Origin of the sequence: Massilia sp. DD77 (genome assembly GCF_036961685.1) — a bacterium.
GTDB lineage: Bacteria > Pseudomonadota > Gammaproteobacteria > Burkholderiales > Burkholderiaceae_D > Telluria.
In genome coordinates this window covers 40579-65188 of the sequence record NZ_JBAMDH010000007.1, presented here as the reverse complement: position 1 = coordinate 65188, position 24610 = coordinate 40579, and the positions used below count along the sequence as shown (strand labels likewise).

Below are 24610 nucleotides of genomic sequence, written 5' to 3'. Positions count from 1 at the left end.
CGACATGGCCGTCTATGATGAAAGGCCGATAGTTTTCCTTACAGGAGGCCAGCATGGCAATGCAAAGCGGAGACAAGGACAGCAAGGGACGCAGCTACGACCAGCTCACCCGCGACGGCACCAGCAGCGCGGGCACGATGGGCACCGGCGGCACCGGCGACATCGGCCGCATGTCCGGGAATGCGCAAACAGAACAGGGCGGGCAGGGCGGCAACCAGCAGGCCGGGCGCACCGACGACCTGCTTGCCGGCGGCTCGGAGGCCGAGTGCGCGGACCGGGGCTTCCGGCGCGACAGCAAGGAAGGGCAGCTCGACGTCGGCATGGGCGGCATGGCCAAGGCCAAGCCCGGCAGCGCCAGCGGCGCCGGCGACGGCAACCGCCAATCGGGCGAACTCAACCAGCAGGGTTCAGGCGGCCAGCGTAGCACGGAGACCGACCGCGACCAGGACACCTCGGCGCGCGAACGCTAATTATCACCTTCCAGCGCCTCGCCGCGCGCGAGGCGGTACAGCAAGTGCCGCGACAGCGGGTGGTCCGGCGCCACGGCCGGATGCGCGAAGTCGCCGGCTTTGTCGCGGCGCATCCCCAGCTTCTCCATCAAGCGGCGCGAGCGCAGGTTGCGCGGCGTCGTGAAGGACACGATCTCTTCCAGTTCCAGGCGCTCGAAGCCGTGGCGCAGGCAGGCCGCGGCGGCCTCGTGGGCGTAGCCGCTGCCCCAGTATCCCGCACCCAGACGCCAGCCGATGTCGGTGCAGGGCGCGAAGGGCAGCCCGCTGCCCTGGACATCGCGATGATGCCTGAGGCCGACAAAGCCGATCAGGCTGCCGCTGTGGGCCAGGGTCGCCGCCAGGTAGCACATGCCGTTGCGTGCATACAGGGCGTTCTGGGTCTCGATGAAGGCCTCGACCTGCGCCATGTTCATCGGTCCGGCCAGGTGCTCGATCACGCGCGGATCCTGGTTGATCGCGTGGAAGGAGGCGGCGTCGCCGGGGCGCCAGGTGCGCAGGTCCAGGCGCGCGGTGTGGATCACGTACATGGCCGTTTCCTCATGGCGCCGGCTGGCGTGCGGCCGCGGCTTCGGCGATGAAGCTGGCGGTCAGCTCGGGCCGCGTCACCGGCAGCATGTGCCCGCCCTCGACCACGTCCAGGCGGGCCCACGGGGCCTTGTCCAACATGGCCTGGCCGTTGGCGCGCCAGCACAGCAGCCGGTCGTCGCGCCCGAACAGGATCGCCAGCGGCACGCGCAGCTCGCCGTAGCGGGATTCCAGCTTGGCCATGTGGGCGGGCACGGCCTCCAGGTCGGCGGCGCTGGCCAGGAAGTGCCGCGGCCGCAGGCTCAGCATGCCGCCGCCGCGGGTGGGAAAGTCGGGCCTCACCGGCTCGGGTCCGAACACCTGTTCCAGTACGCGCCGGCTGCTTGCGATCGACGCCGGCACCGCGAGCGTATGCGCGAACAGGCTGCGCAGCCACCGCGGACGGATCGCGAGCACACGGAAAACGGCTGGCACCGCGGTCGGCGCATGGGTCAGCGGCGCCACCAGGGCCAGCGCGCCCACCAGGTGCGGATGCTCGACCGCGAGCGTGAGCGCGGCGGCGCCGCCGAGCGAGTGGCCGACCACCGTGGGCCGCTCCAGCCCCAGCGACTCGACCAGGCGCGCCAGCACCCGCGCCTGGTGCGAGAGGTCGGCCGGCGCATTGGCGGCGCGCGTCGAATAGCCCGAGCCCGGGCGGTCGACGGCCACCACGCGGAAGCGCCGCGACAGCTCGGCGCAGGCGCCGAAGTTGAAGTGGCCCAGGTTGCCGCCCAGGCCGTGGAGCAGCAGCAGCGGTGGCCCGCTGCCTTCGTCCCGTACGTGGAGGCGCTGGCCGTCGATCTCGACGAAGCGGCCGGCGGGCGGCAGGAAGGCCTCGATCCGGCGCGCCGTGCGCTGCGAGAACAGGGCCAGGGCGGCGAGCGCAAGCCCGGCCGAGGCGGTGGCGAACAGGATCATCGGAGCGTGAGTTTCTTCAAAGTGGACCAGTAGTTGACGGGGCTGAGGCGCTCCAGCAGCGCGACGAACTTCGCATCGCCGCCGACCAGGACGCGCGCCTGGCGCCGTTCGATGCCGCGCACGATGGCCTCGCCGGCGACGGCCGGGTCCAGGCGCAGCAGGCGCTGGGCGGCGGCGCGGCCGCGCTCGATCTCGTGCCGTGGCGCGTCCAAGGGAGCGCGCGCGTTCCTGGCGATGCCGGTGGCGACGCCGCCCGGATGCACGACCGTGACCCCGACCTGGCCTTCGAGCTCGTGGCGCAGCGCATTCGAAAAGCCGCGCACGGCGAACTTGCTGGCGGCGTAGGCGCACTGGCCGGGTGGCGCGACGATGCCGTAGATGCTCGACAGGTTGACGATGCGCGCCTCGTCGCTTTCGCGCAGCAGCGGCAGGAAGGCTCGGGTCATGCGCACCACGGCGTTGAAATTGACGTCCATGAGCCAGTCGAAATCGTCTTCCGCCACCTGCTCGAAGCTGCCGCCCAGGGCCACGCCGGCGTTGTTGATCAACAGGTCGATACGCCCGTGCACCAGGCCCACCGCGGCCGGCAGCGCCCGCACCGAGGCGCGGTTGGCGACGTCGATCTGGTGCACGCTGCTGCGCACGCCCAGGGCGCGCGCCGCCCGGGCGGTGGCGGCGGCGGCCGCGGCGTCGATGTCGCACAGGGCCAGGTGGCAGGAGCGGCGCGCCAGCGACAGCGCGATGGCGCGGCCGATGCCGCCGCCGGCGCCGGTGACCACGGCCACCCGGTTACCGAGCTGCATGCCGGTGCGCCTCATGGCAGGCTCCCCTTGGCGCCGAAGTGCATGACGCCGTCGTCGATGCGGCCGAAGCGGATCGTCAGCAGGTCCATCACGTAGTTCTGGTAGACCTGCCAGGGCTTGCGGGCGCCTTGCTTCGGCAGCAGGTGGCTGGCGCGCTGCACGTAGCCGGACGTGAAGTTCAGGAAGGGCTGGCTGGCCACCGAGCGGTCGCGGCGCGGCACGGCGATGGCGACGCCGCGCCGGTCCATCCAGGACAGCAGGCGGCATACATAGGCCGCGGTGAGGTCGGCCTTCAGGGTCCAGGAGGCATTGGCGTAGCCGAAGCTCATGGCGCAGTTGGGAACGTCGCCCAGCATCATGCCCTTGTAGGACATGGCCTGGCTGGGCTCGAGCGGGCTGCCGTCGACCTCGATCGCGGCCCCGCCCAGCAGCTTGAGCGAGAGGCCGGTGGCCAGCACCACCAGGTCGGCCTCGAGCTCGCGGCCGGAGGCAAGCAGGATGCCTCGCTCGGTGAAGCGGGCGATGTGGTCGGTCACGATCTCGGCCCGGCCCGTGCGCAGGACCTGGAACAGGTCGCCGTCGGGGACCAGGCAGACACGCTGGTCCCAGGGCTTGTAGCTGGGCGAGAAGTGCACGGCGGCGTCGACCTGCGGTCCGGCCTGGCGCTGGGCCTGGGCTACCAGGTGGCGCTTGACCAGCGCCGGCCTGCCGCGCGCCAGGCGGTACAGGAAGATCGATTCGGCGATCAGGCGCCAGCGCGCCACGGCATAGGCCAGGCCCTGCGGCAGCCAGCGCTGCATGCGGCGAGCGAAGCGGTCCTGCGCGGGACGCGAGACCACATAGGACGGCGAGCGCTGCAGCATGGTCACGTGGGCGGCGCGGCCGGCCATCGCCGGCACCAGGGTCACGGCGGTGGCGCCGCTGCCGACCACCACCACGCGCTTGCCGCCGTAGTCGAGGTCCTCCGGCCAGAACTGCGGATGGACGATGCGGCCGCGAAAATCCGCCTCGCCCTCGAAGCGCGGGCGATAGGCCTCGTCGTAGCTGTAGTAGCCGCTGCACAGGTAGAGGAAGCGGGCGCGCAGCACGCTCTCGCCGCCGTCGGCCAGCGCGGTGGTGACGGTCCACAGGGCCTGCGCGCTCGACCAGTTGGCCTTGACCACCTTGTGCCCGAAGCGGATGTGCGGCCCGATGCCGTACTCGCGCGCCGTGTCCTCGACGTAGGCGCGGATCGCCGGACCGTCGGCGATGGCTTGCGGGTCGGTCCAGGGGCGGAAGGCATAGCCGAGCGTGTACATGTCGGAGTCCGAACGGATGCCGGGGTAGCGGAACAGGTCCCAGGTGCCGCCGATTGCGGAGCGCGCCTCGAGGATGGCGAAGCGCTTGTCCGGACAGCGCCGGCGCAGGGTGGCCGCGGCGCCGATGCCCGACAGGCCGGCGCCCACGATCAGCACGTCCAGCGGCTCGCCGCCGGCCTGCTCCGCGGGGGTGGTGGAGCGCATGGTGTCTCTGGTTTTTGTTTTAAGAATGACACTGTACATTGTCAGAATGCCAGTTGCAAGAATGTGTCAAAATAGCTGGATGACAGCAGAGCCTTCAACTTCTACACGGTCCTACCGAGGACAATCGCAGGAACAGCGGCGCGCCGAACGCCGCAGCCGCTTGATCGCCGCCGCCATCGACGTCTACGGCGATCGCGGCTATCACAACGCGACGGTCAAGGCGGTCTGCGACGCTGCGGGCCTCACGGAACGCTATTTCTACGAGTCCTTCGCCAACAGCGAAGCCCTGCTGATCGACTCCTTCAATGCGGTGACCTATGCGGTGCTGGGCGAAGCCCTGCGCGCCGGCGAGGCCGCGGGCCGCGGGCGCGTGGCGCGTTCGCGCGCCATGCTGCATGCCTACTTCTCGGCGCTGCAGGGCGGGCCGAAGGCGGCGCGCGTGTTCCTGGTCGAGATCCGCGGCGTGAGTCGGGCGGTCGACCTGGCCTTCGACGAGGCGCTGCAGGCGATCGGACGCGAGGTGGCGCGCATGGTCGGGACGGCCAGCGCCGTCGACGACGAGCTGCTGCAGGCCGGCGTGATCGGCGGCGTGATCAGCATCGCGCTGCGCTGGATCGGCAACGGCTACCAGCCGCCGGTCGACACCGCGGTCGAGTCGGCGCTTCGGCTCGGCACCGTGCTGGCCACCAGCCCGCGCGCGGCCTAGTGTGAATGTGTGAATTTCCTGGCGGTCGCCGCTTGCTAGACTAGCGGACTTTCCAGTTTCGAGAGCACGCATGAAATTCAACTTGTCGGCCGCGGCCGCCTCCCTGGCCCTGGCCATGCATGGCCCCGCCCTGGCCGAGACCTCCCGCACCACGACCACCGTCGGCGACGACGGATCCTACCGCTGCGACGCCAGTCCGAGCGGCGAATGCTTCTTCCTGCTGTACGGTTCCGACTGCAAGGACGGTCCGGCGCGCAACGGGGCGCCGACACTGGAGTGCACGCATTTCCTGGTGCGCGAATTCACGCTGAAGGCCGGCGAATCCAGGAAGTTCGACGACCTGCCGGCCAAGGTCGAGATGTGCATTACCTTCAACGGCAAGCTGCGCTTCCCCGACTGCAAGCGCTGACGCGCGCCGTGGTGCACCGCGCCGGCGCCGCCGGCATGCGTCGTCACATGACCGTCCGGATCGACTTTCCTGATCTGGCGCCGCCGCGGGCGAACACGTAGAGGCTGGCGTCGGTGACAGCGGCGCTGTCTATCGCGCAAAGCGGGCAGCTTGCGATGTGCGCGCCTGGTTACCTGGCCGGACGTCATGGCGCAGTTACGAATGCAACAAGCCCGGCAGAGCCGGGCTTGTTGCATCGCTGGCGTTTGCCTGCGATTAGAACTTGAAGACGACGCCCGCGCTCACGTTGGTCAGGTCGCTGGTCGGCTTCTGCACTTCGATGCGGCCCGAGATGGCCGGGGTGAAGGCGTAGCCGAGGCCCACGCCGTAGACAGCGCGCGAGGTCGAGTCGGTGCCGGTGAAGCCGCCCGACGATGCGTCGACTTCGACGCGGTTGTAGCCCAGGCGGCCGTACAGGTCGAAATTGTTGCCCAGCGGCATGGTGCCGATGACCGACAGGGCGGCCTGGTCGACCTTCACGTCGAACATGCCGACGTCGGCGTCGCCCAGACGGCGGTAGTTGAACTCGGCGGCGAAGTTCGGGTGGAACTTGTAGCCGACGAAGGCGCCGAAGCTGGTTTCGCGGTCCGACCAGCCTTCGAGCTTGGTCTTGCCGGCGTCGACGCCGGCGTACAGGGCGCCCGGCTCGACGGCGAAAGCGGACGAGGAAGCGACGATCAGGGCAGCAAGGGCTGCGATTTTCTTGAACATGATGTTATTACCTTGTTTGTATGTCTACGGAACGTCCGTAGGGCGCGCATATTACACGGTAATGTCACAAATGACAAATTTGGCACAATAGATGCATATGCCAATAATATTTGCCGCTATGTACGGCCGTGCAAAGAACGTATGGTAGCGTGCAACAAATGCAGAATGGGTTGGGCGTCGCCGGGCGCCATGGGGCGGCGAAATGTGACATGCGCAGGAAAGGAAGCGCCGCCCGGGCGGGCGGCGCGGGAGGCATCAGATGTGCAGGGCGTGGCCGAGCGCGCGCAGGGCGGCTTCCTGGACGGCTTCGCCCAGGGTCGGGTGGGCGTGGATGGTGCGGCCCACGTCTTCCAGCAGCGCGCCCATCTCCAGCGACTGCGAGAAGGCGGCCGCCAGTTCCGAGACGCCGGCGCCAACCGCCTGCCAGCCGAGGATCAGGTGGTTGTCCTTGCGCGCGACCACCCGCACGAAGCCCTCCGTGCCTTCGATGGTCATGGCGCGGCCGTTGGCGCTGAAGGGGAACATGGCGCTGACGAACTCCACGCCTTCGCGGTCGCAGTCCAGCGGCGACATGCCGGCCACCACGATCTCGGGATCGGTGTAGCAGACTGCGGGAATCGCGGCCGGCACGAACTCGCGGAACTTGCCGGCGACGATCTCGGCCACCATCTCGCCCTGGGCCATGGCGCGGTGCGCCAGCATCGGCTCACCGGCCAGGTCGCCGATGGCCCAGACGTTGCGCATCGAGGTGCGGCACTGGGCGTCGACCTTGACCGCGCGCCCGTCCATGTCCAGCATCAGGCTTTCCAGCCCCCAGCCCGTGGTGCGCGGCTTGCGGCCCACCGCCACCAGCACGCGGTCCGCCTCCAGCTGGGCCTCGACCTTGGAGGCGTCGCGCACCCGCACCAGGCCATCCTCGAAGCCGAGCACGGTGGTGCCGAGACGCAGCTCGACCCCCAGGCGTGCGAGCGACGCGGCCACCGGCTTGACCAGGTCGGCATCGTATGACGGCAGGATACGCTCCGCCGCCTCGACCACCGTCACCTGGCTGCCCAGCTTGCGGTAGGCCGTGCCCAGTTCGAGGCCGATGTAGCCGCCGCCCACGACCACCAGGCGCTGGGGGATGGAGTCCGGCGACAGGGCCTCGGTCGATGACACGACGCCGCCGCCGAAGGGCATGAAGGGCAGCTCGACCGGCTCGGAGCCGGTCGCCAGCAGCAAGTGCTCGCAGCGGATGCGCAATGGCGCGCCGTCCGAACCGTCCAGCGGCTGCACCTCGACCGTCTTGCCGTCGATGATGCGCGCCCAGCCGTTCACCAGGCGCACGCCCTGCTTCTTGAGCAGCACGCCCACGCCCCCGGTGAGGCGCTTGACGATGCCGTCCTTCCAGGCCACGGTGCGCGCCAGGTCGATGCGCGGGTTGTCGACGGTGATGCCGAGCGCGGATTCCTGGGCCGCGTAGGTATTCGCCTTGTTGAATTCCTCGGCCGCGTGGATCAGGGCCTTGGACGGAATGCAGCCGATGTTCAGGCAGGTGCCGCCCGGCTGGGCGCCTTCGACCACGATGGTCGGGACCTTGAGCTGGCCGGCGCGGATGCCCGCCACGTAGCCGCCCGGGCCGCCGCCGATGATGAGCAAAGTGGTATTGATCGTCTCCATCGGCTCACTCCACGAACAGGGTTGCCGGGCTCTCGAGGTAGCCGCGGATGGTCTGCACGAACTGGGCCGCCACCATGCCGTCGATGACGCGGTGGTCGAACGAGGACGACAGATTCATCATCTTGCGCGCCACCATGGCGCCGTTCAGCACCACGGGACGGTCGACGATGCGGTTCACGCCCACGATCGCCACCTCGGGGCGGTTGATCACCGGTGTGGTGACGATGCCGCCCAGCGGCCCCAGGCTGGTGATCGTGATGGTCGAACCGGTGAGTTCCTCGCGCGTGGCCTTGGCGTTGCGCGCCGCCTCGGCCAGGCGCAGCAGCTCGGCCGCGCTCGACCACGGATCGCGCGCCTCGGCGTGGCGCACCACGGGCACCATCAGGCCGGTGTCGGTCTGGGTGGCGATGCCGAGGTGGACCGGGTCGTACTGGGTCAGCACATTGGCCTCGTCGTCGAAGCGCGCGTTCATCTGCGGGAAGGCGCGGATCGCCAGCACCACGGCGCGCATCAGCAGCGGCAGCAGGGTCAGCTTGCCGCGCTCGGCGCCGTAGCGGGCGTTCAGCTGGCCGCGCAGCAGTTCGAGTTCGGTGACGTCGATTTCCTCGACATAGGTGAAGTGCGGAATGTGGCGCTTGGCTTCCTGCATCTTCTCGGCGATCTTGCGGCGCAGGCCGATGATCGGGGTCGCGTGTTCGCCGTGCAGCTGGGCGTAGCGGTTGTCGCCGCGTCCGGTCACGGCGCCCTGGCGGCGGCCGGCGATGTAGGCGTCGAGGTCGGCGTGGGTGATGCGGCCTGCCGGGCCGCTGCCGGCCACGAACTGCAGCTCGATGCCCATGTCCCAGGCGCGCTGGCGCACGGCGGGAGGCGCCAGCGGCTTGTCGCCTTCGGCGCGCATGGCGGGCGCCGGGGCCGGCATCTGGCGCGCGGGCGGCGCCTTGGGCGTGGGCTTTTGAGGAGGAGGAGGGGCCGGCGCGCGGGCCGGCGTTGCAGTCTCGGCCACCGCTTCCAGCTGCGGCTCGGCCACTTCCTCGGCCGGCGCTTCGGCCGCGGCCGACTTCACCGGCTCCTGGCGCGCTTTCTCTGCCGAGACATTGCCCGCGCCTTCGACTTCCAGGCGGATCAGCTCCGCGCCCACGGCCAGCGATTGCCCGACCACGCCGCCCAGGCTGGTCACCTTGCCGTGCACCGGCGAGGGAATCTCGACGGTGGCCTTGTCGGTCATGACGTCGGCCAGCACCTGGTCCTCTTTCACATCGTCGCCCGGATTGACGTGCCAGGCGACCACTTCGACTTCCGCGATGCCTTCGCCGAGGTCCGGCATCTTGATTACATGAATGCCCATCTGGCTCAACCCTCCATCGCACGTTTGAGGGCCGCGCCGACGCGGTCCGGCCCCGGGAAATACGCCCATTCCTGCGCGTGCGGATACGGGGTGTCCCACCCCGCGACGCGCCCGATAGGCGCTTCCAGGTGATAGAAGCAGTGTTCCTGCACCAGGGCGGCGAGCTCCGCGCCGAAGCCGCTGGTCCTGGTCGCCTCATGGACAATGACGCAGCGGCCGGTCTTTTGCACCGAGCGCACGATGGTGTCGAGGTCGAGCGGCCACAGGCTGCGCAGGTCGATGATCTCGGCGTCGATGCCGGTCTCGCGCGCCGCCGCCTCCGAGACCCAGACCATGGTCCCGTAGGCCAGCACCGTCACCGCGTTGCCGGGACGGACGATGGAGGCCGTGTCGAGCGGCACCGAGTAGTAGCCGGTCGGGACGTCGCCCATCGGATGGCCCGACCAGGGCACCACCGGCCGGTCGTGGTGACCGTCGAAGGGACCGTTGTAGAGGCGCTTGGGCTCGAGGAAGATCACCGGGTCGTCGTTCTCGATCGAGGCGATCAGGAGGCCCTTGGCGTCGTAGGGATTCGAGGGCATCACCGTGCGCAGGCCGCAGACGTGGGTGAAGAAGGCTTCCGGGCTCTGGCTGTGGGTCTGGCCGCCATAGATGCCGCCGCCGCAGGGCATGCGGATCACCATCGACGAGGTGAATTCGCCGGCCGAGCGGTAGCGCAGGCGCGCCGCTTCCGACACGATCTGGTCGGTGGCCGGATAAAAATAGTCGGCGAACTGGATCTCGACCACGGGGCGCAGGCCGTAGGCGGCCATGCCGACCGCCGTGCCCACGATGCCGCCTTCCGAGATCGGCGCGTCGAACACGCGCGACTTGCCGTACTTGGCCTGCAGGCCGTCGGTGACGCGGAACACGCCGCCGAAATAGCCCACGTCCTGGCCGTACACCACGACGTTGTCGTCGCGTTCCATCATGACGTCCATGGCCGAGCGCAGGGCCTGGATCATGGTCATCGGCGTCACCGCCGACTCCTTGGGTTGGTCGTCCCTTGCCATCTTCATACCCCTAGTTCCTGGCGCTGCCGGCGCAGGTGCTCCGGCATGTCCTTGTACACGTCCTCGAACATGGTCGCGGCGCTCCACGAGCGGCCATCGCCCAAGGTGCCGTACTGTTCGGCCTCTTTCTGGGCGGCGACGATCTCGGCTTCCAGCTCCGCCTGGACGGCATCGTGCTCGGCGTCCGACCACCAGCCCAGCTTGGTCAGGTACTGGCGCAGGCGGCCGATCGGGTCGCCCAGCGGGAAGCGGCTCCAGTCGTCGGCCGGACGGTAGCGGTTGGGATCGTCGGACGTGGAGTGCGGGCCGGCGCGGTAGGTGACCCATTCGATCAGGGCGGGCCCCAGGTTGCTGCGCGCCCGTTCGGCGGCCCAGCGCGACACGGCCAGCACGGCCAGGAAGTCGTTGCCGTCCACGCGCAGCGAGGCGATGCCGCTGCCGATGCCGCGGGTGGCGAAGGTGACCGACTCGCCGCCGGCGATGGCCTGGAAGGTCGAGATCGCCCACTGGTTGTTGACCACGTTGAGGATCACCGGCGCACGGTAGACGTGGGCGAAGGTGAGGGCGGTCGAGAAGTCGGATTCGGCGGTGGCGCCGTCGCCGATCCAGGCCGACGCGATCTTGGTGTCGCCCTTGATGGCCGAGGCCATGGCCCAGCCCACGGCTTGCGGGTACTGGGTGGCGAGGTTGCCGGAAATGGTGAAGAAGCCGGCGCGCCGCACCGAGTACATGACCGGCAGCTGGCGGCCCTTGATCGGGTCCTTCTCGTTGGACAGCAGCTGGCAAATCATCTCCACCAGCGGCACTTCGCGCGCCATCAGGAGGCTTTGCTGGCGGTAGGTCGGGAAGTTCATGTCGCCGTCCTGCAGCGCGAGCGCGTGGGCGGTGCCGATGGCTTCCTCGCCGAGCGAGGTCATGTAGAAGGACATCTTCTTCTGGCGCTGGGCGATGACCATGCGCGCGTCGAAGATGCGGGTCTTCATCATGGTGCGCAGGCCGAAGCGCAGCAGTTCGCGGTCGGGCGGCTCGGCCCAGGGACCGACGGCGTCGCCGTTCTCGTCGAGTACGCGGATCAGGGAGGAGGCGATATCGCTCGTGTCGAGCGGCGCCACGTCGACGGGCGGCCGCCGGACGGCGCCGGCGGGACTCACCTGGAGAAACGAAAAATCGGTCTTGCAGCCCGGGCGGCCGGTGGGCTCCGGAACGTGCAGCGACAGAGGATTGCTCTGGCTCATAAACACTTAACCCCTTGGTAAGGTGATGTGCGGAAAGAGCATGATAAAGCGGCCAGGTGCCCGCGCGGCAGGGGCGGGCAATTATTTTCATGCTGCTTCGCAGCATGGCTGGGCCGCTAGCACAGTGGGCCGAGCGTCGATTTGACGCAGCGCAAGGTAGGGTTGGCGGCTCCGGCGCCGACGCGTTCAAACGGCGGATGCCGGTCCTGTCCGGTACCCCGGGCGCCAACCCTCACCGCGTCGGCCGCTAGGCCGCCAACCCTACGGGTGCCAGGTCCCTCGCCGCCATCCGCGCGATCTCCGCAAACGCCTGCACCGCCGGCGAGGCCTGCGCCAGGCTGCGGAACACCAGCCCCACGCGCCGCTTCACCATCGGCCGCAGCGGCCGCGCGACGATGCGCGGATGGGTCTCGTGCAGCGCGTCCGGCAGGGCCAGCTCCGGCATCACGGTGATGCCGTCGCCGGTGTCCACCAGCCCGAGCACGGTGACCATCTGCGACATCCGGTAGCGCACCCGGGGCGCCAGCCCCGCCTGGGCGAACAGCGGCTCCACCAGCGCCGAGCAGCCTTGCTCGGGCATGATGAAGGGCTGGTCCACCAGCTCGTGCAGGCCGACCGAGCGCCTGGCGGCCAGCGGATGGTCGCGCTGCAGGAGGGCCACCAGCTGGTCCTCGACCAGGGGCACGGTGTCGAAGCGCTCGTCCGGCAGCACGGCGAAGCCGACGTCGACCCGGCGGTCGGCCACCCACTGGATGACGGCGGCATCCGGCCCTTCGTCGATCTGGACTTCGATGCCGGGATAGCGCGCACGGTAGGCGCGCAGGATGGCGGGCAGCAGCTTGAGCGAGGAGGTGGGGCCGAAGGAGCCGATGCGGATCAGGCCCTGGTTCAGGCCGCGCGCCACCGCCGCATCCTGGCGCATCGCCTCGGCCAGGCCGAGGATCTCGCGGGCGCGCACCAGCAGCCGGCGGCCCAGCTCGGTCACCTCGACGGCGGACTGCTGGCGTTCCACCAGCTGGACGCTGAGCTCGGTCTCCAGGGCGCGGATCGCGTGCGAGACGGCGGACTGGCTGATGCCGAGCCGCAGCGCGGCCAGGGTGAAGCCGCGCATCTCGGCCACCATCACGAATATGTCGAGTTGGGTGAAGGTCATGAGCGTTTCCTCATTTGCGCATGAGTTGGGATAAGCATTAATGTATGGCTTCCTGCAGCTCGAAAGCAAGCACATCATGAAAAACCGGCTCGTGTATGGAAAACTCGTCCTCGTCACCCTGTTCTGGGGCGGCACCTTCATCGCCGGCCGCATCGCCGCCCATGCGCTGCCGGTGATGACGGCCGCCACCCTGCGCTTCGCGGTCGCCGCCGCCTTGCTGCTGCTGGTGGCCTGGAAGATGGAAGGCGGATTGCCGAAACTGTCGATGAAGCAGGTGGGCGCCACCGCCGCGCTGGGCCTCACCGGCATCTTCCTGTACAACCTGTGCTTCTTCGGCGCGCTCGGCACCATGCCCGCCGGCCGCGCGGCGCTGTTCATCGCCCTGAATCCCGTCGTTACCGCGCTGGCGGCGGCGGCCCTGCTGCGCGAGCGACTGCACGCGGCCAAGTGGATCGGCATCGCGGTCGCTTTTTGCGGCGCCGCCATCGTGATCACCCGCGGCGACCCGGGCGCGGCCCTGCACGACATCCGCTCCTCGCTGGGCACCGGCGAACTGCTGATGCTGTGCGCCATCAGCAGCTGGGCCGCCTACACCCTGATCGGCCGCGCCGCCCTCAAGGGCTTGAGCCCGATCGCCGCCACCACCTACGCGGCGCTATGGGGCCTGCTGTTCCTGGCCGTGGGTGCCGGGAGCGACCTGGCCACCCTGGACTGGAGCGGGATCGCCTGGGAGGTCTGGGCCAGCCTGCTTTACCTGGGCGCCTTCGGCACCGTGCTCGGCTTCGTCTGGTACTACGAGGGCGTGAAGGCCATCGGCGCCTCGCGCACGGCGGTGTTCAACAACCTGGTGCCGGTGTTCGGCGTGTCGCTGGCGGCCCTGCTGCTGGGCGAGCCGGTGCTGGCCTCGATGGTGGCCGGCGGCGTGCTGGTGGCGGCCGGGGTGACCCTGACCAACCGCTGAGTTTGCACGCGGGAGACGACACGCTTCAACATCCGATTGCGGCGCGGGGCAGGCGGGGATAGTATGGAGGCTGGTGTCTGCGCCGCGCCTGGGCAGACCGGGGGGGCGCCATGAAGAGGCCGATCGTCGTGCTGTTGACCCTGCTGATCGCGTGCACGGCCATCGGCGTGCCGATCTGGTTTGCCATTTCCCAGTCGCAGCGGCATGGCATCGAGACCGCCTCGGACAAGGCGCTCGGCTATGCCACCGACGTCCTTTTTCGCGCTGACGACACGGGCCGGCAAATCCTGTCCGGACTCGGGCGCCTGCGCGCCGCGCGCGGCGAGGCGCCATGCTCGCCCGCCAGCATCGACCTGATGCGCCGGGTCGACCTGAGCTCCAGCTATATCCAGGCGGTCGGCTATGTCGCCGGCGACATCCTGGCCTGTTCCTCCATCGGCGGCACGCATGCGCTCGGCAAAGTCGATTACCTGGCCGGTCCCGGAATGCGCTTCCGCGGCGACGTCGGCTTTCCCTTCGCACCGGACCAGTCCTTCATGGTGGTCGAGATCGACCACTACGCCGCCATCATCCACAAGGACTTGCCGATCGATACGGCCAACAGCGAGCCGGACGTGTCGCTAGCCGTGTTCTCGCTGGAGAGCCCGGTGCCGGCCAGCCAGCGCGGCCATATCGATCCGCGCTGGATCACCCGGCTCGGGAACGCCAACGAGGTGGTCTTCACCGACGGCGCCTACGTGGTGGCCCTGGTGCGCTCCGCGCAATTCCGCAGCGCCGCCCTGGCTGCCGTGCCGCTGCGCTACGTGCGCGACCGTTCGCACGACGTGGCGCTGTTCCTGGTGCCGCTGGGCCTGGTCGCGGGCATCCTGCTGGCCTGGGCGGTCTTCTACCTGGCGCAGCAGCAGATGGCGCTGCCGGCGGCGGTCAAGGCCGCGTTGCGGCGCGGGGAGCTGTTCCTCGACTACCAGCCGGTGGTCGACCTGCGCACCGGCCAATGGATCGGCGTCGAAGCCCTGGTCCGGTGGCGCCGGTCCACCGGCGAACTGGTACAGCCCGAGCTGTTCATCCCGATCGCCGAGGAGCACGGCCTGATCGTCCGCCTGACCCAGGTCGTGCTCGAGCTGGTCGAGCGCGATGTCGGCGACTTCCTGGCGCACTATCCGAACTTCCATGTGGGCATCAACGTGTCGCCGGCCGATTTCCACGACCCCGGCTTCCACGACAACCTGAAGGCCGCGCTGCGGCGCATGCGCGCGGCGCCGAACAATCTCATCCTCGAGGTCACCGAACGCGGCCTGCTCGACCCGGAGGTCGCCAGGACCACCTCGGGCTCGCTGCGCACCAGCGGCTTCGCGGTGGCCATCGACGACTTCGGCACCGGCTATTCGAGCCTGTCCTACCTGGAATCGCTGGCCCTCGACTACCTGAAGATCGACCGCAGCTTCATCGAGGCCATCGGCACCGGCGCGCCGATCAGCCAGGTCGTCCAGCACATCATCGCCATGGCGCGCGACCTGAAGCTGTGCATGATCGCCGAAGGGGTCGAAAGCCAGGCCCAGGCCGACTTCCTGCGCGTGCGCGGAGTGCAGTACGCCCAGGGATGGCTGTTCGGCAAGCCCATGCCGTTTGCCGAGATCAGAGCCCATGTCGAGCGGCTGCACGCCCCCGGGCCCGTGGCCGCGGGGGCGGGCTAGCCTGCGCCGGCGGCCGGGTCCGTCACACGATTGCCGAAGCCATGCGACGGCGATAGTATGGAGTCACCTGTCCCCCTTACGGCAGGGCGGACCGGAGGTGCTTCATGAGGAAATCGGCGACCGTGGTGCTGACCCTGCTGCTGGCGATGACGGCGATCAGCATTCCGATCTGGTTCGCCATTTCGCAGTCCGAGCGGCAGGGATTCAACGCCGTGTCGGCGCAGGCGATGGCCTATGCGCGCGACGTCATGCTCCGCTCGGATGAGACCGGCGACCAGATCATGGCCGGGGTGACGCGCCTGGTCAGGGACCATGCCGCAGCGCCATGCTCGGCGGCAAGCATCGACGCGATGCGCGAGATCGACGTGGGTTCGAGCTATATCCAGGCGATCGGCCATGTGCGCAACGACAGCCTGGTTTGCTCGTCGATCGCCGGCGGCGAAACGGCGCTCCCCCTTGGGCCGGTGGATTACCGCACCACGAGGGGCGCCGCCTTCCGGCGCGACGTGCGCTTCGCGTTCGCACCGCAGCGCACGTTCGCGGTGATCGAAATGAAGCAGTTCGCCGCCATCATCCACAAGAATTTGCCGATCGACACAGCCAAAAGCGAACCCCATGTGTCGCTCGCTGTGCTCTCGCTGCAGAATCCGGTGCCTGCGAGCGAGCGCGGCTATATCGATCCGGCATGGCTGCAGCGCCTCGGCGGCGCCGGCGAGGCGGTATTCGAGGATGGCCGCTATATCGTGGCCGTGGTGCGCTCCCAGCGCTATCTCACCGCCGCGATCGCCGCCGTTCCGCTGCGCTTCCTGCGCGACCGTTCCAGCGACGTCGCGCAGCGCCTGGTGCCGATCGGACTGGCCGCCGGGGTGCTCCTGACCCTGGCGATCCTGCACCTGGCCCACACCCAGATGGCGCTTCCGGCGGCGATCCGCACCGCGCTGCGCCGCAAGGAGCTCTTCCTCGAGTACCAGCCTGTGGTCGATTTGCGCACCGGACGCTGGGTGGGCGCCGAGGCATTGCTGCGCTGGCGGCGGACCACCGGCGAGATCGTGCAGCCTGATCTATTCATTGCGATTGCCGAGGAGCATGGAATGATCGTGCGGGTCACCCGGCGGGTGCTGGAGAAAGTCTCAGAGGATACGGCAGGCTTCCTGAGGCAGCACCCCCATTTCCATATCGCGATCAATGTCGCGCCGGCGGATTTTCACGACGCGGATTTCCTCGATAGGGTGAACGCCGCCCTGCACGCCATGGGCGCGTCGCCGCACAACCTGATCCTCGAGGTCACCGAACGGGGACTCCTGGACCCGGACGTGGCAAGGAGTACCACGGGCAGCTTGCGGCGCAGCGGTTTCGCCGTCGCGATCGACGATTTCGGCACTGGCTACTCCAGCCTGTCCTATCTGGAATCGCTGGAGCTCGACTATCTCAAGATCGACCGCAGCTTCATCGAGGCGATCGGCACCGAAGCGCCCACCAGCCAGGTGGTCCAGCACATCATCGCCATCGCGCGCGACCTGGGCCTGCGCATGATCGCCGAAGGCGTCGAGACCCAGGCCCAGGCCGACTTCCTGCGCGCACGCGGAGTGCAGTACGCGCAAGGGTGGCTGTTCGGCAGGCCGATGTCCTTCGCCGAAATCGCCGAGCACATGGGACGCCAGTACCAGGAAGAGGCGCTGGCGGCCAGTGCCGGCTAGTTCGGCGTCACACGGTCGGCACCGCGCCTGCCGCGGCCGCGCGGCGCTGGCGCACCAGGTAGCCGATGCACAGCGCGCCGAGCCAGACCGGGATCAGGTAGACGGCGATGTTCAGGCCCGGGCTCATCAGCATCACCACCAGCAGCGCGGCCACGAAGGCCAGGCACAGGTAGTTCGACAGCGGATAGAAAGGGCTGCGGAACAGGGTGGTCTCGCCCAATTGTTCCTTGCGCCGGCGGAAGCGCAGGTGGCTCCACGAGATCATGGCCCAGTTGATGATCAGGGCGGCCACGGCCAGCAGCATCATCATGCCGAGCGCTTCGCCCGGGAGGAAGTAGTTCACCGCGATCGCGGCGAAGGTGGCCAGGGCCGAGACCCCGAGCGCCGCCAGCGGCACGCCGCGCGAGGAAATCTTGAGCAGGAAGCGCGGGGCGTTGCCTTGCTGGGCCAGGCCGAACAGCATGCGGCTGTTGGCGTAGACGCAGCCGTTGTAGACCGACAGCGCGGCGGTGAGCACCACGAAGTTCAGGATGTTGGCCACCAGGCCGCTGTCCAGTTCCTTGAAGATCAGGACGAAGGGACTGCCGCCGGTGACGACCTTTTGCCACGGGTAGAGCGAGAGCAGCACGGCCAGGGCGCCGATGTAGAAGATCAGGATGCGGTACAGCGCGTTGTTGGTGGCGCGCGGAATGGTGCGGCTCGGATCGTCGGCCTCGGCGGCGGTCATGCCGATGAATTCCAGGCCCCCGAAAGAAAACATGATGACCGCCATCGACATCGCCAGGCCGGCCGCGCCGTTGGGGAAGAAACCGCCGTGGCGCCACAGGTTGGACACGCCGGCCTCGGGGCCGGCCGTGCCGGTGCTCAAGAGGTAGACACCGAACACGATCATGCCGACCACGGCCACCACCTTGATCAGCGCGAACCAGAACTCCATCTCGCCGAAGGCCTTCACGTTCATCAGGTTCAGGCCGTTCACCAGGACGAAGAAGGCGATGGCCGTGACCCAGGTCGGGATCTCGGGGAACCAGTACTGCATGTAGATGCCGATGGCCGAGAGTTCGGCCAGGCTGACGAGGATGTACATGACCCAGTAGTTCCAGCCCGAGACGAAACCGGCCATGCGGCCGCAGTACTTGTCGGCGAAGTGGCTGAAGGACCCGGCCACCGGCTCGTCGACGATCATTTCGCCGAGCTGGCGGATGATCAGGAAGGCGATTGCGCCGGCGATGGCGTAGCCGAGCAGGACGGAGGGGCCGGCCATCTGGATGGTCTGGGCGATCCCGAGGAAGAGCCCGGTGCCGATGGCGCCGCCCAGGGCGATCAGCTGGATGTGGCGGTTCTTCAGCCCGCGCTTGAGTTCGTGCTTGGCGTCTTGCATGGTCGGCCTTGTGGGATTGCCATAAAGACAGGAATTCTACTGCATAGCTGGGAGCAGGTTAGAATTTGCCGACGCGTCACGTAGGGTGGACGGCTCCGCCGTCCACGCGGTGATAGTTTGCAGCTCCGGTTTCGCGCACGGGCCGGGTGACGTGGTTTGAACGCGTGGACGTTCGTGATTCGGGCCACTGGCCTGAATCACCCCGTCCACCCTACGGAAGGAGTAGCTAATGATCCAGCGCTCGTCGTCCGAGATCCGGACGCTGCTGACCGAGATGTTCCACGCCGCCATCGGCGCGGCCGCCCCGCGCCTGTGCATCGCTCCCTGGCTGCCCCCGCCTCCGAAGGGCCGCACCCTGGTCATCGGCGCCGGCAAGGCCGCCGCCAGCATGGCCCGGGCGCTGGAAGACCAGTGGAACGGCCCGCTCACCGGCATGGTCGTGACCCGCTACGGCTACGCCGTGCCGACCCGCCACATCGAGGTGGTCGAAGCCGCCCACCCGGTCCCCGACGCGGCCGGCCTGGCCGCCGCCGAACGGATGCTGGCCCTGGTCGCGGGCTTGACAGCGGACGACCTCGTCATCTGCCTGATCTCGGGCGGCGGCTCGGCCCTGTTGCCGCTGCCTGCGCCCGGCATCACCCTGGCCGAGAAGCAGGCCATCAACAAGGCGCTGCTGGCCTCCGGCGCCACGATCTCGGAAATGAACTGCGTGCGCCGCCACCTGTCGGGCATCAAGGGTGGACGCCTGGCGGCCGCCTGCCATCCGGCCCGTGTGCTGACCCTGATGATCTCGGACGTACCGGGCGACGACCCGGTCGACATCGCCTCCGGCCCGACGGTGGCCGACCCCGGCAGCTGCGCCGACGCCCTCGCCGTGGTGCGGCGCTATGGGCTGGCGCTGCCGGAAGCGGCCACCAAGCTGCTCGAGAGCGGAGAAGGCGAGAGCGTCAAGCCGGGCGACCCGCGCCTGGCGCGTGCGCAAAGCCATTTGATCGCGACGCCCCAGATGGCCCTGGAAGCGGCGGCGCGGGTGGCAGAGCAGGCGGGTGTCGCCGTGCACATCCTGGGCGACAGCCTGGAAGGCGAGGCCCGCAGCGCGGGAGCCCTGCTGGGCGGCATCGCGCGCCAGGTGGCCGAACGGGGGCAACCCTTCCAGGCGCCCTGCATCCTGCTATCGGGCGGCGAGACCACGGTGACCGTGCGGGGCCGCGGCCGGGGCGGGCGCAACGTGGAATTCCTGCTCTCCCTGGCGCTGGCGCTGCGCGGCCATCCGCGCATCCACGCGCTGGCGGGCGACACGGACGGGGTCGATGGTATCGAGGAAACGGCCGGGGCCATCGTCACGCCCGACACCCTGGCGCGCGCCTGGGCGCTGGGCATCAATCCGGCGGCCAGCCTGGACGACAACGACGGGCACGGATTCTTTGGCGCGCTGGGCGATGCGGTCGTGACCGGGCCGACGCAGACCAACGTCAACGATTTCAGGGCGATCTATATCGCCTGAGGCGCTACGGTCAGAAGAAACGCCGCGTCGGCTTGACCGAATAGGTCTGTTTGAACACGCGGCGCTGGATCTGGCGCCACACGAAGCCGGCCACGGCCATCATGATCATCTTGCGCATGTGAATCTCCTTGAAGCCTTCGTTAGCCAGTCCCCACGATAACCGCCTTCGGCGCCCCGCGGCGCGAGCTAGCGGGCGGTGCGCGCGGTCGCGATCTGGTCCAGCACGTGCTTGGGCACCGGCGAATACTGCTTGAACTCCATCGTGTAGGTGGCGCGGCCCTGGGTCAGCGAGCGCAGGGTGGTCGAGTAGCCGAACATCTCGGCCAGCGGCACCAGCGCCTTGACCAGCTTGCCGCCGCCGCCCGGCATCTCGTCCATGCCCTGGACGATGCCGCGCCGGGTCGACAGGTCGCCCATCACGTTGCCGGTGAATTCCTCCGGGGTTTCCACCTCGACCTGCATCATCGGCTCCAGCAGCTCGGGCGCCGCGCGGCGCATGCCTTCCTTGAAGGCCATCGAGGCGGCCACGCGGAAGGCGTTCTCGTTCGAATCGACGTCGTGGTAGGAGCCGAAGGTGAGGGTGGCGCGCACGTCCACCACCGGATAGCCGGCCAGTACGCCGGCCGGCAGGGTTTCGCGGATGCCCTTGTCGACCGCCGGGATGTACTCGCGCGGCACCACGCCGCCCTTGATCGCATCGACGAACTCGTAGCCTTTGCCTGGCTCCATCGGTTCCAGCCTGAGCACCACGTGGCCGTACTGGCCCTTGCCGCCGGATTGCTTGACGAACTTGCCCTCGACGTCGTCGACCGCCTTGCGGATGGTCTCGCGGTAGGCCACCTGGGGCTTGCCGACCGTGGCCTCGACGCCGAACTCGCGCTTCATGCGGTCGACCAGGATCTCGAGGTGCAGCTCGCCCATGCCGGACATGATGGTCTGGCCCGATTCCTCGTCGGTATGGACGCGGAAGGACGGGTCTTCCTGGGCCAGGCGGTTGAGGGCGATGCCCATCTTTTCCTGGTCGGCCTTGGTTTTCGGTTCCACCGCCTGCGAGATGACGGGCTCGGGGAAGACCATCTTTTCCAGCACGATCACGTGCTCCGGTGCGCACAGGGTGTCGCCGGTGGTCACGGCCTTGAGGCCGACGGCGGCCGCGATGTCGCCCGCGAACACCTCCTTGATCTCCTTGCGCTCGTTGGCGTGCATCTGCAGGATGCGGCCCAGGCGCTCCTTCTGGCCCTTGGTCGGGTTGTACACGGTGTCGCCGGAATTGACGATGCCCGAGTACACGCGGAAGAAGCTCAGCTGGCCAACGAAGGGATCGGTCATGATCTTGAAGGCCAGGGCCGAGAAGGGTTCTTCGTCGGAGGGGTGGCGCTCGATCTCCTTGTCGTGCTCGTCGTGGCCGGCGATGGCCGGGATGTCGACCGGCGAGGGCAGGTAGTCGACCACGGCGTCCAGCATGGCCTGCACGCCCTTGTTCTTGAAGGCGCTGCCGGCCAGCATGGGTACGATCTCGTTGCGAATGGTGCGCTGGCGCAGGGCGCTCTTGATCTCCTGCTCGGTGAAGGTCTCGCCGCCCAGGTATTTCTCGAGCAGCTCGGGGGTGGCGTCGGCGGCCGCTTCCACCAGGTGTTCGTGCCATTCGCGGGCCAGCTCCTTGAGGTCCGCGGGAATGTCCTCGTAGCTGAACTTGACACCCTGGCTGGCGTCGTCCCACTTGATGGCGCACATCTTGACCAGGTCGATCACGCCCTCGAAATGGTCCTCGGCGCCCAGCGGGATCTGGATCGGCACCGGCTCGCCCTTGAGGCGCTCCTTGATCTGGCGGTGCACGCGGAAGAAGTCGGCCCCCACCCGGTCCATCTTGTTCACGAAGGCGATGCGCGGCACCTTGTACTTGTTGGCCTGGCGCCAGACGGTCTCGGACTGGGGCTGGACGCCGCCCACCGAGTCGTAGACCATCACCGCGCCGTCCAGCACCCGCATCGAGCGCTCGACCTCGATGGTGAAGTCGACGTGGCCCGGGGTGTCGATGATGTTGATCCGGTGCTCGGGGAAGGTGCCGCCCATGCCGCGCCAGAAGGCCGTGGTGGCGGCCGAGGTGATCGTGATGCCCCGTTCCTGCTCCTGTTCCATCCAGTCCATGGTGGCCGCGCCGTTATGGACTTCGCCGATCTTGTGGTTGACGCCGGTGTAGAACAGGATGCGCTCGGTCGTGGTCGTCTTACCGGCGTCGATGTGGGCGCTGATGCCGATGTTGCGGTAGCGCTCGATGGGGGTCTTGCGGCTCATCACAATCTCCTGGAGGGCGAAAATCGGATCTGGCCATTCAATGTAACTGAAGTGAGGACGTCTTGCAGCCGACCTCTTCATTTTCTCTTTCCTGTGGCGGAAACAGCGCTTTCGAAGCGGGATGCGTGCGGATGTGGCGAGCTCATCTGTGAGAGAATCTTCGGCTTCGTCCCGCTCAGTTCTCCATCACCGCCACATATATGTACATGCCGCGCCGCATCCACTCTTCCCCGATTTCGCCCCTGCGTGACGCCGTCCTTCTGTTGGCGGCGCTGGCCCTTCCGGTCCAGGCACAACAGCCGCAGCAGGTGCAGGAAGGCGCTGCCCAGGACGCCTCCAAGCCGCCCGCAACGCCGGCCCCGGCGGTCGAAGCCACCGTCTCGGTCAGCGCGGCCCGCCCCACCAACCGCATCGACCGCCAGGTCTACGACGTCAAGGCCGACCCGGCTGCATCGAGCGACTCGGTGGCCGACACCCTCAACAAGGTGCCCTCGGTGGCGGTGGACCCGGACGGCAATGTCTCGCTGCGCGGGCGCAACAACGTCCAGATCCTGGTGGACGGCAAGCCCTCGGCCATGATGCAGGGCGATAACCGCGCCGCGGCCCTGGGCGCATTGCCCGCGGCGGACCTGGAATCGGTCGAGGTGATCAACAACCCGGGCGCCCAGTTCGGCAACGAGGGCGGCGGCGGCCCGATCATCAACCTGGTGATGCGGCGCGAACGCCGTCCGGGCGGCTTCGGCGCCATCAACGCCAACGTCGGCACCGAAGGACGCTTCAACGCCTCATCCTTCGGCAGCTACACGGCCGGCCGTATCAGCGTCCAGGGTAGCGTCTACGGCCGCCGCAACCGGCGCGCATCGAGCGGCGAGACGGTGCGCGAGCGCATCGACGCGGCCAGTGGCGCCGTCTCGGCCAGCCGCCAGGATTCACATGGCGAAACGGTCAGCGACATCGGCGGTTTCAATGGCTCGCTGACCTACAACCTGGGCGACAAGGATACGCTCGGCCTGAACGCCGGCTACAACGCCGTCGTCAGCGACAGCGATTCCGCCGAGCACTACCGCGGCGCGCGGCCGGACGGCAGCGTCGAAAGCGAGTACACGCGCAGCTCGCAGCGCGACGGCCGCAACCGCAACTACAACCTGGGCGCGCGCCTGGACCACAAGGGCGACCAGGACGGTGAACTGTTCAAGCTGGACCTGCGCCTCTCTGGCGCCGGCAACGACAGCGACGCCCGCTTCGGCAGCCAGTACAGGGTACGCCCCAGCAACGCGGCGAATCCCTTCAACCGCCAGGAAGGCGTGAACGACAGCCGGGTGATCGATTTCACCGGCGACTACGAGCTGCCGGTGAGCGACGGCATCGTCAAGATGGGCTACAAGGCGGCGCGCACCAGCAGCAGCTTCGACAACCTGTTCCTCGACATCGATCCGGCCAGCTTCGCCGAGCGGGTCAACACCGCGCGCACCAACCGCTTCGAGCTCGACGACACCACCTTCGCCGTCTACGGTTCCTACCAGCGCCGCCTGAACAGCGACTGGAGCGTGCTGGGCGGACTGCGCGCCGAGTACAACGAGCTCGACATGCACCAGGTGACGACCGCGATCCGCGCGGCCAACCACTCGACCGACCTGATCCCGAGCGCCTTCGTCACCTATGGCCTGTCCGAGGACGGCACCCTGCGCCTGAGCTACGCGCGCCGCATCCGCCGGCCCGGCGCGGGCGACCTGAATCCCTTTGTGGTTTACCGGGACGAACTGAATGTGTCGTCCGGCAATCCGAACCTCAAGCCCAGCCATTCCGATTCGCTGGAACTGGGCTACGACACCAGGCTGGGCATGGTGGACACCAACCTGCGCCTCTATGCGCGCCGGGATACCGATTTGATCTCGGAGCGCCGCTTCCTGCAGGCGAACGACGTCCTGCTCACCACGCGCGAGAACGCGGGCGGCAACCGTTCGGGCGGGCTGGAGTTCTCGTTCAGCGGGCGCGCCACCCCGACCCTGCGGCTCAACCTGAACGGCAACATCGGCTATGCCGAGCAGTCGGTGCTGGGCGGCCAGCCCGCGGCGGGCGGCACGCGCAGCGCCACCACCGTCAGCGCCCGCGGCCGCATCAGCTGGCAGCCGGACAAGGGCAACCAGTTCCAGCTGATGCTCAACGCCCAGGGCAAGCAACTGTTCGGCGAAGGCTACCGCGAACCGGTGCGCACGGCCGACCTGAGCTACCGCCGCAATCTGACGCCGGCGCTGAGCCTGGTACTGAACGTGAACGACCTGTTCGATTCGCAGAAAACCGAGACGATTACCGAGACGGAACGCCTGCGCGAGCGCAGCCTGCGCGAAAACAGCGGCCGGGTCGTGTATGTGGGGCTGTCCTACCGCTTCGGCACGGCCGCCGGCGGCGGCAACCGCGGGCCGGGCATGGGTGGGGGGATGCGGCCCTTGGGGCCGCCGGGCCGCTAGCGCTT

At 68.5% G+C, this 24610-nt stretch carries 20 protein-coding genes; 8 read left to right on the top strand and 12 right to left on the bottom strand.

What is annotated here, in order from left to right; genetic code table 11:
* Window positions 1-53: 53 nt before the first annotated feature.
* Entirely contained in the window at window positions 54-470 is a 417-nt protein-coding gene (locus V7778_RS05495) for a hypothetical protein (protein WP_335552568.1), read from the top strand.
* Here V7778_RS05495 and V7778_RS05490 read toward each other — a convergent pair.
* From V7778_RS05490 to V7778_RS05475, 4 genes are read right to left on the bottom strand one after another with little or no spacing between them, the layout of a single operon-like run.
* Window positions 467-1036: a GNAT family N-acetyltransferase gene (locus V7778_RS05490; RefSeq protein WP_335552566.1), complete on the bottom strand. Its 570-nt coding sequence runs from the start codon at window positions 1034-1036 to the stop codon at window positions 467-469. The two genes, V7778_RS05495 and V7778_RS05490, sit on opposite strands and share 4 nt — an antisense overlap.
* Before the next feature lie 10 nt (window positions 1037-1046).
* Window positions 1047-1991 (bottom strand): alpha/beta fold hydrolase, encoded by a 945-nt coding sequence (locus V7778_RS05485; protein ID WP_335552564.1) that lies wholly within the window; start codon window positions 1989-1991, stop codon window positions 1047-1049.
* A complete protein-coding gene (locus tag V7778_RS05480; protein WP_335552562.1) occupies window positions 1988-2809 on the bottom strand; it encodes an SDR family NAD(P)-dependent oxidoreductase in 822 nt (273 codons plus the stop codon). The genes V7778_RS05485 and V7778_RS05480 overlap by 4 nt, the downstream gene beginning before the upstream one ends.
* Window positions 2806-4296, bottom strand: coding sequence for a flavin-containing monooxygenase (locus V7778_RS05475; RefSeq protein WP_335552560.1), 1491 nt, complete (start codon window positions 4294-4296; stop codon window positions 2806-2808). Before V7778_RS05475 ends, V7778_RS05480 begins: the two co-directional genes overlap by 4 nt.
* A 79-nt stretch (window positions 4297-4375) precedes the next feature.
* Here V7778_RS05475 and V7778_RS05470 point away from each other — a divergent pair, with 79 nt between their 5' ends.
* Together V7778_RS05470 and V7778_RS05465 are read left to right on the top strand one after the other, a co-directional pair.
* Complete coding sequence (locus V7778_RS05470) at window positions 4376-5002, top strand: TetR/AcrR family transcriptional regulator (protein WP_335552557.1); 627 nt, start codon at window positions 4376-4378, stop codon at window positions 5000-5002.
* Between the two features lie 70 nt (window positions 5003-5072).
* Window positions 5073-5411: a hypothetical protein gene (locus V7778_RS05465; protein WP_335552555.1), complete on the top strand. Its 339-nt coding sequence runs from the start codon at window positions 5073-5075 to the stop codon at window positions 5409-5411.
* Between the two features lie 255 nt (window positions 5412-5666).
* Here V7778_RS05465 and V7778_RS05460 read toward each other — a convergent pair whose 3' ends face one another.
* The 6 genes from V7778_RS05460 to V7778_RS05435 all read right to left on the bottom strand — a co-directional run bounded on the left by V7778_RS05460 (window position 5667) and on the right by V7778_RS05435 (window position 12605).
* Window positions 5667-6161 (bottom strand): outer membrane beta-barrel protein, encoded by a 495-nt coding sequence (locus V7778_RS05460; RefSeq protein WP_335552553.1) that lies wholly within the window; start codon window positions 6159-6161, stop codon window positions 5667-5669.
* Between the two features lie 255 nt (window positions 6162-6416).
* The gene (gene lpdA / locus V7778_RS05455) at window positions 6417-7820 is read right to left on the bottom strand and encodes a dihydrolipoyl dehydrogenase (protein WP_335552551.1); all 1404 of its coding nucleotides are present in this window, start codon (window positions 7818-7820) and stop codon (window positions 6417-6419) included.
* A 4-nt stretch (window positions 7821-7824) separates the two neighbouring features.
* Complete coding sequence (locus tag V7778_RS05450; RefSeq protein ID WP_335552548.1) at window positions 7825-9165, bottom strand: dihydrolipoamide acetyltransferase family protein; 1341 nt, start codon at window positions 9163-9165, stop codon at window positions 7825-7827.
* Window positions 9166-9170: 5 nt separating this feature from the next.
* Entirely contained in the window at window positions 9171-10223 is a 1053-nt protein-coding gene (locus V7778_RS05445; RefSeq protein ID WP_335552545.1) for an alpha-ketoacid dehydrogenase subunit beta, read from the bottom strand.
* Window positions 10220-11452 carry a 3-methyl-2-oxobutanoate dehydrogenase (2-methylpropanoyl-transferring) subunit alpha gene (locus V7778_RS05440; protein WP_335552544.1) on the bottom strand — a complete coding sequence of 411 codons (1233 nt, stop codon included), beginning with the start codon at window positions 11450-11452 and terminating at the stop codon, window positions 10220-10222. Before V7778_RS05440 ends, V7778_RS05445 begins: the two co-directional genes overlap by 4 nt.
* A gap of 247 nt (window positions 11453-11699) precedes the next feature.
* On the bottom strand, window positions 11700-12605 hold the full coding sequence (locus V7778_RS05435; protein ID WP_335552542.1) for a LysR family transcriptional regulator: 906 nt from the start codon (window positions 12603-12605) through the stop codon (window positions 11700-11702).
* A 76-nt stretch (window positions 12606-12681) separates the two neighbouring features.
* Here V7778_RS05435 and V7778_RS05430 point away from each other — a divergent pair, with 76 nt between their 5' ends.
* The 3 genes from V7778_RS05430 to V7778_RS05420 all read left to right on the top strand — a co-directional run bounded on the left by V7778_RS05430 (window position 12682) and on the right by V7778_RS05420 (window position 16957).
* Complete coding sequence (locus tag V7778_RS05430; RefSeq protein ID WP_335552540.1) at window positions 12682-13566, top strand: DMT family transporter; 885 nt, start codon at window positions 12682-12684, stop codon at window positions 13564-13566.
* Between the two features lie 110 nt (window positions 13567-13676).
* Window positions 13677-15260 carry an EAL domain-containing protein gene (locus V7778_RS05425; RefSeq protein WP_335552538.1) on the top strand — a complete coding sequence of 528 codons (1584 nt, stop codon included), beginning with the start codon at window positions 13677-13679 and terminating at the stop codon, window positions 15258-15260.
* Between the two features lie 104 nt (window positions 15261-15364).
* A complete protein-coding gene (locus V7778_RS05420; RefSeq protein WP_335552536.1) occupies window positions 15365-16957 on the top strand; it encodes an EAL domain-containing protein in 1593 nt (530 codons plus the stop codon).
* Window positions 16958-16964: 7 nt separating this feature from the next.
* Here the strand turns inward: V7778_RS05420 and V7778_RS05415 are convergent, their stop codons facing one another.
* The gene (locus tag V7778_RS05415) at window positions 16965-18338 is read right to left on the bottom strand and encodes an amino acid permease (protein ID WP_335552534.1); all 1374 of its coding nucleotides are present in this window, start codon (window positions 18336-18338) and stop codon (window positions 16965-16967) included.
* Window positions 18339-18567: 229 nt separating this feature from the next.
* On the opposite strand from V7778_RS05415, the gene V7778_RS05410 reads away from it, so the two are divergent.
* Window positions 18568-19842, top strand: coding sequence for a glycerate kinase type-2 family protein (locus V7778_RS05410; protein ID WP_335552533.1), 1275 nt, complete (start codon window positions 18568-18570; stop codon window positions 19840-19842).
* A 186-nt stretch (window positions 19843-20028) separates the two neighbouring features.
* Here the strand turns inward: V7778_RS05410 and fusA are convergent, their stop codons facing one another.
* Window positions 20029-22137 (bottom strand): elongation factor G, encoded by a 2109-nt coding sequence (gene fusA / locus V7778_RS05405; RefSeq protein ID WP_335552532.1) that lies wholly within the window; start codon window positions 22135-22137, stop codon window positions 20029-20031.
* Window positions 22138-22337: 200 nt separating this feature from the next.
* On the opposite strand from fusA, the gene V7778_RS05400 reads away from it, so the two are divergent.
* Window positions 22338-24605, top strand: a complete 2268-nt coding sequence (locus V7778_RS05400; protein WP_335552531.1) for an outer membrane beta-barrel family protein — start codon at window positions 22338-22340, stop codon at window positions 24603-24605.
* Window positions 24606-24610 lie beyond the last annotated feature (5 nt).